This window comes from Clostridium sp. (assembly GCF_051650885.1).
GTDB lineage: Bacteria > Bacillota > Clostridia > Clostridiales > Clostridiaceae > Clostridium.
Genome location: NZ_JBOFRG010000105.1, coordinates 1 through 11,183, shown reverse-complemented (window position 1 = coordinate 11,183; position 11,183 = coordinate 1). Strand labels below are relative to the sequence as shown.

The window sequence follows — 11,183 nt, the reverse complement described above, 5'->3', positions numbered from 1 at the left end:
AAACTCCTGTTTCATCAACTAAGGCACAAGTTGCACATTTTGATGAGGAGTCTACGCTTAAAACTAACATTTATAAAATCTCCTTTGTAATATAATCATATTCGTTTCCATAAGTATTAATATGAATCCTACGGAAGTTTTCACCTTTAGATAAATCTTTCTCTATAAAAATATGTATATAATCTTTAGGTAAAATTTCCTCGATATAATTAGCCCATTCAATTATAGAAACAGCATCTGAGAAAATATAGTCATCAAAACCAATAGCATATATTTCATCAGGGTCATTTACTCTATAAACATCAAAATGATAAAGATTAAGCCTTCCACTATGATATTCATTTACTATATTAAAAGTTGGACTTGTTATAGGCTCATGAATATCTAACCCTTCTGCAATTCCTTTAGTGATATGTGTTTTTCCAGTTCCTAAATCACCAGTTAAGCAGATGATATTAGAAGGCTTAAGTATTTTTCCTATATTAAAACCAATAGATTTAGTTTCCTCTATTGAGTTAACTTCAAAAATCATAATATGTCTCCTTTCTCCATAATAATCTTTACCTTTTATTCTATCCAAAAATTAAGGATTTGAAAAGCTATACTAAATTTATTTTACATTAAAGATAAGGAAATATATTTAAGTTGAAAAAAGATTATTAAACGTGTAGAATGAGAATAGACTAAAATTTTACAAAAGTAAGTTTTAAAAGTTCCCTGGAGGTGGAGAAGTGAAGAGGTTAACTTTTATTATGCTTGTGATTACAGGTGTGTTTTTCTTAGGGTTAGGCGGTTTTTCAAAACCACTATTAGCAGACACAACAGGTTCAAAGCAAACTAATAGAGGGGTTTATTTAAATATAATGGCAAAAACTAAAAGTGAATATTATATGATAGATGCATTAACAGGAGGCAGACATAACATAGAGTATATGTTTAACAATGCTAAAAATATGGCAAACTACAAGCCAAATAAAAGTGCTATAAATAATGTATCAAACATGGATTTATTCTTTTACTCAGGGAATAACAGTGACAAATGGATGGGAAACTTTTTATCAGAGCTTAATAAAAGTAAGGTAGGAGTAATAGATATTTCTAGAGGAATAAGAGTGAAAACTATGACTGAAGATGGAAATAAAGTAACAAATCCATACTACTGGACAGGACCAAATGAATATGAAGTAATGCTATATAATGTAACATCAGCACTACAAGAAAAAGATCCTGCAAACAGAAGTTTTTATGAAGATAATTATAATAGAATAATAGATAGTGTAAATAAAATGGTAACTGATTTTAATACTCTAGTTAAAAAATCAAAAAATAAACCAATATTTTTAACAAGAGACAATACATTTGAATACCTTTTATCAGACTTAGGAATTCAATATACAGTAGTACCAGAAACAGAAAGCTTTTCAGACTATATAACTCAAAACAACCTAGATGAAAAGGATGTTGTAGTTATAAAAGATAAAAGTGATAAAGAAAAAATAGATGTAAATAATATTACATTAGAAAAAGAAAATCTAAATATCAGTTATTTAGAACTACTAGAAAATAATATAAATACAATAAGTAATGTATTTAAATAAGAAATAGTGAGGTTGTACTACCTCTGCAAAAAGCACTTAGATTTTTATTTAAGTGCTTTTTTATTTTTAAGGAAATCCATTATTTCGTTAAAGTTAGCGTTATCTTTAGGAATTATAAGTGGAAGAGGTTTGTTTTTAAAAATTAAAATTAAGCTGTTATCGTAAAATAAAATATCAATTAATAAATTAAGAGGAAAAGTCTCTTTGAAAGAAGAAACTTCTAAATATAAATTAGAGTCTGTAATTGAAACATGAATTAAATTAGTATTAAAATTTTTCTTAAGATAAGAATTAAATCTTTTAATAGGATTTTTCAATAAAAAAAATACGATAAGAAGTAAAATAGTAGTGATAAGAGCAACTAAACTAGAAGTATCAAATTGCTTTTTAGATAAATAGGAAAAATCGAGCAAGATAAAACATATAAAACTAAATAATAAGCCATATTTAGTATTTCTAATTTTTTTCACTGACTGAGAGTCTTTATAGTAATCAGAAATATAGGTAGAAATTTTACTTATATCAGTATTTGTAAATTTAAAATCAAATTCAAAAAGAGTTTTATCCATAAATTTCACATCCTTTCATAAATAGGATATCATTTATAGGAGGAATTTGGAAGGACTGAAATTTAAATCAGGATAAAATAGTGATTAGATTGGAGCAAGACAATAATCATTAGAAACAAGCTAAAACTTTTTATTTTTAAATAAAAAATGTTGACTAAGCTTTAAAAACATATTATAATAATATTTGTTCTGAAGGGGTATGGCTCAATTGGTAGAGTAGTGGTCTCCAAAACCATTGGTTGTGGGTTCAAGTCCTACTGCCCCTGCCAAAAGCACTTAGATTTTTATCTAAGTGCTTTTTTATTACGGAAAGTAGAAAATGGATAAAAGTAACATAGGAAATACATTTATAATATTGAACAAATATGATATTATTATGATATAAATATTAAAAGTGAATAATTTTATTATATCTGGGAAAAATCTAAGTAAATAAGTAAAAGAGGTGATTTCAATGGCAACAAAAAGTATTAGTAAAGAAATAAGTTTTAAAAATGAAGGATTAGCAGAAACATTTTTAAAGGCAATAGAAACTTCTAAAAATAAAAAAAATGATAAAGTTAAGTTTGACAGAGAAATAACTGAAGTAAAAGGTAAAAATATAAGAACTTTATTTGGAATGAAATAGATGGAAAATTACATAGAAATTTCGTTAAAAGAATTATTAGAAGAAGTGGGAGAGGAAACAACACGTGAAATCCTCTCTCAATTTTATTGCCCTAATCCAGATGTTGAAATATTTTTAAAGAAAAAAGCTATAGAGCCAGCAAAACAAAAAATAGCACCAACACATCTGATATTCATCAAGAAAAATGAAGTTGATATGAAGCTTATAGGATATTACACGCTAGTTAATAAAACATTGAAAATTGAAAAATTTTCTCTATTAAGTAGAAAAATGAAAGATAGAATAAAAAAGTTTGGTGAATATATAAGTGAAATAGATAGTTGTGTTATAAATGCTCCTTTAATAGCACAGCTAGGAAAAAACTTTAATGAAACATTAAATTTAGAGATAACAGGAGATCAATTATTAGAACTTGCTTGTAGAAGAATTAAAAGAGTACAGAATGATATTGGCGGAAAGGTTACATATTTAGAATGTGAAAATAAAGAAATATTAAAAAAATTTTATGAAAGAAATGGATTTATAAAGTTTGCAACTAGAAAAGTAGATGAAGATGAAGAGGAAATACAAGGTGAAGAGTTAGTGCAATATTTAAAATATTTAGAAGGCTGATGAAAGTGATAAGGGCGGAGAAAAAAATAAACTACATAAAAAAGAGTCATATATACTATCTAATATATATGGCTCTTTTGGTGTTAACCGATACTTATATTATATTGTGATAAGATTCCACTTAAAGCACCTGAGAACAAGCTACTAACAGTGAAACCTATAGTTAAGACAAATAATGCAATAATTCCAAAAAGAATAAGTGGTGCTACAAGGTTAGTTCCACCAGTAGCTTTTAAAATTTCATCTTTATGTTTATAGCTTTGAAGTGAATTGTTTATTTTTCTGATTCTATGTTTTGCACTATTTAGATACATTGAGTTTCCGAAAAGTCCAAATAGAACCATTAAACCAATTCTTAAAATTGAACCTATAAAAGGAAACATAAAAGAAAAGGAATCTAAAACAAATTCAGCTATAAAGAATATTAAAAACCAAATGTATAGTTTACGATAAAGAAGCCAAAATGGTGTAAATAAGAAGCTACACCAATTCCATGAGACAAAATTATCAGATTCTTTATGTTTATTAAAAACACTGTGGTAGTAATCAAGATTTTTATATCCTATATAAGAATATAAATCATGATTTGGAACAGAAGCCTCACTATCATTATTAATGGGATTAATAATAGTATCTTCTACATTTTTTCTTTTTTCATCAAAAGCGTTTAAATCTTCATTCATAAAAAGACCTCCTAAAGTTTTGATATTAATAGGTTTTGCAAAAAAATATTTTATATACATGTAATATAAAATAGAAAAAAATAAAAATTTGTTATAGAATTAAAAGATAGACATAAAAGAGGAGGAAATCTATTTGAATATAAGAGACTTAGAGTATTTTAAATGTTTATGTGAAGTAAGGAGCTTTACAAAAACAGCAGAGAAGTTATTTATATCTCAGCCATCAGTAACTTTGTCGGTGAATAGACTTGAAAAAGATTTAGGGACAAAGCTAGTTATGAGAAGTCATTCAAATAAAGAGATAAAGATAACAGAGAGTGGACTTGTTTTGAAAAAGAGAATTGATAATATACTTCATGAAATTAGTGAGGTAAGAGTAGAGATAGATAAGTTAAAAAGTAAGAAAATAAAGCTTGGAATTCCTCCAATAATAGGAGCATATTTTTTCCCAAGGTTTGTTAGTGAATTAGTTCAAAAGGGCTTTATAGAGCATATTGAATTTGTTCAAGCAGGTTCTGTTAAGATGAAGGAACTTTTACTTACAGGACAGGTTGACATAGCACTAATGGGGTCTCTTGAAATTTTAGAGGATGAAAGCATACAAAGTGATACTCTTATAAAGGATTCCTTTGTAATGTGTATAAGTAAAAATAATGTTTTATCTAAAAAAAGTGAGATTGATTTTTCTATGCTTAAAGATGAGCAGTTTATAGTTTTAGGTGATGGGTATTTGCATACTCATGTATTAGAAAATTTACTTAAAAAAGAAAATATAGAGCCACAAAAAATATATTATACAAATGAAATTCAAACTGCAAAGTCATTAATAGCAGCTAATTTAGGTGTTGGAATTATGGTGAAGATGGCAGTTGAAGAAATGCTTGGGATACAAACTATGGAATTTAAGGAACCAATAGATTTTTATATATCGATAGTTGCAAAAAAGGAGCACTATTTAACAGATATTGAAAAGGATATTATAAAGACTATAAAAACTAAAAATAAAGAGATAAATGAAAGAGAATTATAAAGTATAGAAGTTACCTTTAATTAAATAGGGTAACTTTTTTTGTGATAATTATCATGTTATAAGTAAAACTTATGAGCGGATAAGAAAACTATATTTTTAATTTAGAAAAAAGAGGGATATAATAAAATACAAGAAAAGGAAATAATTAAGTTTTCAGAAAATAATCAAAAATCAAAATATATAAATGAAAATAAAGTATGTTTTAATCTATATGTTTTGAAAGAGATAAAGAAAAGGAAGGTAATAAAGATGGATTTTTTTAAAGAAAGTTTAAGAGTACATGAAGAGAAAAAAGGAAAAATTGAAGTAATTTCAAAGGTAAGAGTAGAAACTAGAGATGATTTAAGCATAGCTTATTCACCAGGAGTTGCAGAACCTTGTAGAATGATAAAAGAAAATGAGGAAGATGTATATAAATACACTTCAAAAGGAAATATGGTTGCAGTAGTAACTGATGGTTCAGCCGTACTTGGACTTGGAAATATTGGACCTAAAGCAGGGCTTCCTGTTATGGAAGGAAAGGCAATACTTTTCAAAGAGTTTGGTGGAGTTGATGCATTCCCAATATGTATAGATTCAAATGATGTAGATACAATAGTAAATACAGTTAAGCTTATTTCACCAGGTTTTGGAGGAATAAACTTAGAAGATATAAGTGCACCAAGATGTTTTGAAATTGAAGAAAGACTTAAAAAAGAATTAGATATTCCAGTATTCCATGATGACCAACATGGAACAGCAATAGTTGTTTTAGCAGGTGTTATAAATGCCTTAAAATTAGTTCATAAAAAAATTGATGAAGTTAAGGTTGTTGTTAATGGAATGGGAGCTGCAGGAACTGCAATAGCAAAACTATTAATGTCAGCTGGAGTTAAAAATTTAGTTCCATGTGATAGAGTTGGAATAATAAATGAAGATATGGAAGATATAGATTATGCTAAAAGAGCTTTTGCAAAGGTTGCTAACCCAGAAAAAATTACTGGTAATTTAGCAGATGCTTTAAAAGGAGCAGATATATTTGTAGGAGTTTCAGCACCTAATATAGTTACTGGAGAAATGGTTGAAGCAATGGCAAAGGATTCAATTCTTTTTGCAATGGCAAACCCAGTTCCAGAAATAATGCCTGAAATAGCTAAAGCTCATGGAGCAAGAGTTATGGGAACAGGAAGATCAGATATGCCAAATCAAATAAACAACGTATCAGTATTCCCAGGATTATTTAAAGGGGCACTTGCAGTACGTGCAAAAGATATAAATGAAGAAATGAAAATAGCAGCAGCAATGGCAATTGCAAACTCAATAGATGAAAAAGACTTAAATGATGAGAATATAATTCCACCATCATTAGACAGAAGTTTAGTTGATAGAGTTGCGGATGCAGTTAAAGAAGCAGCAAGAAAAACAGGTGTGGCAAGAATTTAATTCTTGCTCCCTCTTTTAACAATAAGTAAAGGATATCAAATGTATAGACCGGTTAGAAAATAAATAAACAAGAGATAAATAGGGAAAAACGGAGGAAAGATTATGCAAATCCCAATTTTAAAATTTATGAAAAAAGTTCCAGGAGGTATGATGGTAGTACCGTTAATACTTGGAGCAATTTTTAACACTTTTATACCAAAATCTTTGATGATTGGTGGATTCACAACATCATTATTTAAAAATAGTGCAGTTCCATTAATAGCGTTATTCCTTTTATGTATGGGATCACAAATTAAAGCTAGAGAAGCTGGAAAGCCAATAAAAAAAGGTTTTGTTTCATTATTAAGTAAATTTTTTGTAGGACTTATACTTACAATTATAGTTGGACATTTCTTTGGAATGAAAGGAATTATAGGAATTAGTCCACTTGTAATAATGTCAGCATTTGCATGTACAAATACAGGACTTTATGTTGCTTTAGCAGACCAATATGGTGATTCGGATGACGTTGGAGCAGGAGCAATAATATCTTTAAGTGGTGGAGCATTCTTTACAATGCTAGCACTTGGAACAACAGGACTTGCGCATATCCCATTTATGGCAATGTTTGCAGTAATATTACCTGTTATAATAGGATTTATATTAGGAAATGTAGACAAAGATATGAGAACATTCTTAGGAAAAGGACAACATGTATTAACACCTTTCTTCTCATTTTCATTAGGAGCAGGAATGGATTTCCATTCAATTCTTAAAGCTGGACTTTCAGGAGTGATTTTAGGACTAGCAGTTGTATTTATAACAGGATTTGTAAACTACTACTGTCATGCGATATTCTGGGGTAAAAAAGCAGTTAACTTTGCAATAGGAACAACAGCAGGAAACCAACTTGCAACTCCAATTGCTGTAGCAGCTGCTGATATAGCATTAAGACCATTAGTAGGAGTTGCAATGACTCAGATAGCAACATCCATAATAATAACAGCAATAATATGTCCATTTATGGTGGGATATTTAGATAAAAGGCTTAAGGCGAAAGAAGCTAGAAAAGGCTTGAATATGGCAACAGCAGAAGCGGTTTAGATGAATTTGAAATTTAAAATTAAAAATTATTGAAGGAATTGGCATGCCAATTCCTTTTTCTATTGATTGAAGTATTCGTTTTTTAAGATAGAATAATATGAGAAATCACAGATTCCAACGTTACTTGTTCCAGAATGTCTTAATGTTCCTTCATAAGTCATATTATTTTTAAGCATTACCTTTCCAGAAGCAGGATTATTTGGGTCATGCTTTGACTCTATTTTAGAAACCCCAACCTTTTCAAAGAAGAATTTCATTATTAAATCAACAGCCTCTGATACAATTCCTTTATTCCAATAATCAAAGCCTATGCAATAACCAAAGTGAACCATTGATAAAATATCATTTGTTTCAACAATACTTATACTTCCAATTGGATTATTAGAATCAGTTTTCAAAGTAATAGCCCATTGATAAAAGTCCTTTTTTGAATAATCATTAATCCACTCATTTAAAATAGATTTAGATATATTTATACTTGAATGCGGTGGCCAAGACAGAAATTTTGTAACCCGCTCATCTGAAGCCCAATTATAAAACATAGGCTCAGCATCAGTAGGGGTAAATCTTCTAAGTAAAAGCCTATCACTTTCTAAAGAGATAGTTCCTAGATGTTCCATAAAAAATACCTCCTTTTTAAATTTATACAATTATAACACAGAATTTTAGAAGTGGAGCAAAATATTTACAATTAATGTATAGGGAGGTAGAATATAATTAAGAATGAAAAATTAAAAATTTAGAATTAGGGGGAATCGCGAGGGATTCTTTGAGGGAACTCAAAATTTGTCTGGCGACAAATTTTATCGTGAGATGAGTTGCATAATTCTTAATTATAAATTAAAAAGGGGGATGTTATGGGGTTTGATAGGGTTGAGTTGATGGTTCATAATTCAACGGAGGTTGAGATGGCTAGGATTGGTTTTAGTGATAATATGAAGACGAAGATAACTGCTCTTAGTTTAACTATGAGGAATGAAAGAGTTAGTAGAAAGTCTTTGGAGATTGCAGTTTCTGTTATAAAGAAGAATATTTCTATGTTTTCTAGCCTTAGGCGAAATGTTGGAATGCTCGCTTCTGTTTTAGCTTTTGAGGAGGATATGGAAGGAGCTTTAAAGGATATAGTTGAGATTTATAATAAGCTTAAGAAAGTCTTTTTTGGAAGTGAGTATTTGGTTTTGGCAGCTATAACTATTTTTAGAGCTACTGATAGTTTAAGCAGTGATGTGGTTATAGAAAAAGCTAGAAGGTGTTATGAACTTATGAAGAAGGACCATCCTTTTTTAACTGGAAGTGATGATATTTCTGTGGCTACAATTTTAGCTTTGACTTCTGATAATATTGAAGGGACTATGAAGGAAGTTGAATTATATTATGTAGGATTAAATAATATTGGTTTTTGGAAGGGAAATAACCTACAAGCTTTAGCTAATGTTATGCCTATGTTTGAAATAGATCCATATGAAGGAATTGGAAAGATAAAAAGGGTAGAGAAGCTTTTAGCAGAAAATAAAATTCCAGTTAGAGGGGAATGCCTACCTATATTAGGAGTGATTGCAGGGGTAACTAAAGATGAAGTTTCATTTGTAAAGACTGTTAGATTAGTTAGTGATAATTTAAGTGAAATAAAGGGCTTTGGCAATCTGCTTTTAGGGAAAGATTTAAGAAATATGATTGCAATAGGACTTACTTTGCTTAATGAAATTGATGAATTAGATAATGAGAATAGATTAAAGTTTACGAATATAACAGAAAATATTGCGTTGAATATTGAAATTGCAATTGAAATGGCAATAATGGCAGCGAGTACAGCAGCAATTATTGCAGCAAATTCAAATTCTTAAAAAAATAAACCATCAAGTTAAATTAAGATACTTGATGGTTTTTTCTAATGTAAAATAAGTCCAAGTAATGCACATATTAATACAATGAAAATTAGGTTTACTTTCTTTGAGAATAGAAGGATACCAGCAATTATTGTTATAACTATCTCTTTCCAATCTCTGTATGCAGAGCGACTAAGTGAGATAAAGGCACTGATTATAAGTGCAATAAGTGCAGGTTTCATTCCAACTAAGGCTGCATTCCAAATTTTAGAGTTTTTCATTCTAGAAAATGCAAAGTAAGCAATAGTGACTAAAATCATAGGAGCTGTTGCAAGTCCTAATATGGCAACAATTCCACCAAGTAATCCATAAAGCTTAAAACCGATAAAGGCTGAAAGGTTACAAGAAACTGCACCAGGGGAAATTTGTACAATACCAATATAAGAAGTAAACTGACTGCTAGTTAACCAATGATGGTCAGTTACAACGATTTTTTGTATATATGGAAGCATTGCATAGCCTCCACCAAAAGCTAAAGCACCTATCTTTAAAAAGGCGAAATATATTTTTGCAAGTAACATCTATTTAGGCACCTCCCTTTTGAATATTCCAAAGACTATTATTCCATATAAAGCCGATATTATAATTACAAAAGCAGGATTCATATGAAAAACTGTTAATGCAATTAAAGCGATTAATGCAACTATAATATTATGTAGGTTTTTAGGCATCTTTTTAGCAAAATTAACAACTGCCATAAGCACTATCATAGGAACTAAGGCATCAATTCCATCTAAAATATATTTTACATAGATATTATGCTGAAAGCTCATAAAGCAATTTGCAATTATAAATACAAAAATAAATGGAGGAATTATTGCACCAAGGAAACAAGCTATGGCACCAAAAAAACCTGCAAGGCGGTATCCTACAAATAAAGATGAGCCCATTGCAAGAGGACCAGGGAAGGTTTGGCAAAGTCCTATAACTTCCATGTATTCATCATCAGACATAAGCTTTTGTTTATATACAATTTCATCTTGAACAACACCAATCATGGCATATCCACCACCATGGGTTATCATTGCTATTTTGAAGAAAGTGAGAAAAAGGTTTATAATTTTTTTCAAATAATCACGTCCTTATCATTAGATTATGCCTATATGATAACACAAGAGTAAGTATAAAGTTTTAACTAAATGTAAGGTAAAAAAAAACTCTGATAAATAGAATAAAAAGAGATGAAATGTGGGAAAATAATCTGTATTTAAATAATATGAGAACAATAAGAAATAAAAAGAAATGAGAGAAAAAATTGTAATATAATTAGATAAACAAAGGAGGGAAATTATATGATTGAAATTAAAAATATAATTAAGAATTATAAAATGGGGAAAGAGACAATAGTTGCTTTAAATAATGTTTCATTAAATATTAATGAAGGTGAGTTTTTAGCAATTGTAGGACCATCTGGTTCTGGAAAAACAACGCTTATGCACATTGTAGGAGGGCTTGATACACCTACAAGTGGAGAGGTAATCTTTGATGGACGTGATATCTCTAAGTATAAGGATAAAGAGATGTCTAAGTTTAGAAATTCTCATATAGGTTTTGTATTTCAAGCCTTTAATTTAGAGAATACTCAAACTGCACTTGAAAATGTTATGATGCCACTTATTTTTGCAGGAATGGGTAAGAAGGAAAGAAAAGAAAAAGCATTAGAAGCTTTAGA

The 11,183-nt window shown here is 29.3% G+C and carries 14 protein-coding genes and 1 tRNA gene; 9 read left to right on the top strand and 6 right to left on the bottom strand.

Going from position 1 to position 11,183, the window contains the following annotated elements; translation table 11 throughout:
* Positions 1-70 precede the first annotated feature (70 nt).
* On the bottom strand, positions 71-532 hold the full coding sequence (tsaE, locus tag ACRC28_RS05190; RefSeq protein ID WP_438542387.1) for a tRNA (adenosine(37)-N6)-threonylcarbamoyltransferase complex ATPase subunit type 1 TsaE: 462 nt from the start codon (positions 530-532) through the stop codon (positions 71-73).
* A gap of 199 nt (positions 533-731) precedes the next feature.
* Here tsaE and ACRC28_RS05185 point away from each other — a divergent pair, with 199 nt between their 5' ends.
* Positions 732-1,598, top strand: coding sequence for a metal ABC transporter substrate-binding protein (locus ACRC28_RS05185; protein WP_438542386.1), 867 nt, complete (start codon positions 732-734; stop codon positions 1,596-1,598).
* A 44-nt stretch (positions 1,599-1,642) separates the two neighbouring features.
* Here ACRC28_RS05185 and ACRC28_RS05180 read toward each other — a convergent pair whose 3' ends face one another.
* Entirely contained in the window at positions 1,643-2,167 is a 525-nt protein-coding gene (locus ACRC28_RS05180) for a hypothetical protein (protein WP_438542385.1), read from the bottom strand.
* Between the two features lie 193 nt (positions 2,168-2,360).
* On the opposite strand from ACRC28_RS05180, the gene ACRC28_RS05175 reads away from it, so the two are divergent.
* From ACRC28_RS05175 to ACRC28_RS05165, 3 genes are all read left to right on the top strand, one after another.
* A tRNA-Trp gene (locus tag ACRC28_RS05175) sits at positions 2,361-2,436 on the top strand.
* A gap of 185 nt (positions 2,437-2,621) precedes the next feature.
* On the top strand, positions 2,622-2,795 hold the full coding sequence (locus tag ACRC28_RS05170; RefSeq protein WP_438542384.1) for a hypothetical protein: 174 nt from the start codon (positions 2,622-2,624) through the stop codon (positions 2,793-2,795).
* Positions 2,796-3,407 carry an N-acetyltransferase gene (locus ACRC28_RS05165; protein ID WP_438542383.1) on the top strand — a complete coding sequence of 204 codons (612 nt, stop codon included), beginning with the start codon at positions 2,796-2,798 and terminating at the stop codon, positions 3,405-3,407.
* Between the two features lie 83 nt (positions 3,408-3,490).
* On the opposite strand, the gene ACRC28_RS05160 is transcribed toward ACRC28_RS05165, so the two are convergent.
* Positions 3,491-4,090, bottom strand: a complete 600-nt coding sequence (locus ACRC28_RS05160) for a DUF2628 domain-containing protein (RefSeq protein ID WP_438542382.1) — start codon at positions 4,088-4,090, stop codon at positions 3,491-3,493.
* 133 nt (positions 4,091-4,223) lie between these two features.
* On the opposite strand from ACRC28_RS05160, the gene ACRC28_RS05155 reads away from it, so the two are divergent.
* The 3 genes from ACRC28_RS05155 (at position 4,224) to ACRC28_RS05145 (ending at position 7,625) form a co-directional block, all read left to right on the top strand.
* Entirely contained in the window at positions 4,224-5,120 is an 897-nt protein-coding gene (locus tag ACRC28_RS05155) for a LysR family transcriptional regulator (protein ID WP_438542381.1), read from the top strand.
* 249 nt (positions 5,121-5,369) lie between these two features.
* A complete protein-coding gene (locus ACRC28_RS05150; RefSeq protein WP_438542380.1) occupies positions 5,370-6,542 on the top strand; it encodes an NAD(P)-dependent malic enzyme in 1,173 nt (390 codons plus the stop codon).
* A gap of 102 nt (positions 6,543-6,644) precedes the next feature.
* Positions 6,645-7,625 (top strand): 2-keto-3-deoxygluconate permease, encoded by a 981-nt coding sequence (locus tag ACRC28_RS05145; protein WP_438542379.1) that lies wholly within the window; start codon positions 6,645-6,647, stop codon positions 7,623-7,625.
* A gap of 59 nt (positions 7,626-7,684) precedes the next feature.
* Here the strand turns inward: ACRC28_RS05145 and ACRC28_RS05140 are convergent, their stop codons facing one another.
* The gene (locus ACRC28_RS05140; protein ID WP_438542378.1) at positions 7,685-8,245 is read right to left on the bottom strand and encodes a GNAT family N-acetyltransferase; all 561 of its coding nucleotides are present in this window, start codon (positions 8,243-8,245) and stop codon (positions 7,685-7,687) included.
* A 237-nt stretch (positions 8,246-8,482) separates the two neighbouring features.
* On the opposite strand from ACRC28_RS05140, the gene ACRC28_RS05135 reads away from it, so the two are divergent.
* The gene (locus ACRC28_RS05135) at positions 8,483-9,469 is read left to right on the top strand and encodes a DUF4003 family protein (protein ID WP_438542377.1); all 987 of its coding nucleotides are present in this window, start codon (positions 8,483-8,485) and stop codon (positions 9,467-9,469) included.
* Positions 9,470-9,513: 44 nt separating this feature from the next.
* On the opposite strand, the gene ACRC28_RS05130 is transcribed toward ACRC28_RS05135, so the two are convergent.
* Both ACRC28_RS05130 and ACRC28_RS05125 read right to left on the bottom strand, forming a co-directional pair.
* Positions 9,514-10,032 (bottom strand): chromate transporter, encoded by a 519-nt coding sequence (locus ACRC28_RS05130; RefSeq protein ID WP_438542376.1) that lies wholly within the window; start codon positions 10,030-10,032, stop codon positions 9,514-9,516.
* Complete coding sequence (locus ACRC28_RS05125) at positions 10,033-10,581, bottom strand: chromate transporter (RefSeq protein WP_438542375.1); 549 nt, start codon at positions 10,579-10,581, stop codon at positions 10,033-10,035.
* 222 nt (positions 10,582-10,803) lie between these two features.
* On the opposite strand from ACRC28_RS05125, the gene ACRC28_RS05120 reads away from it, so the two are divergent.
* Positions 10,804-11,183, top strand: a 380-nt coding sequence (locus ACRC28_RS05120; RefSeq protein WP_438542374.1) for an ABC transporter ATP-binding protein, incomplete at its 3' end; no start/stop codon positions are given.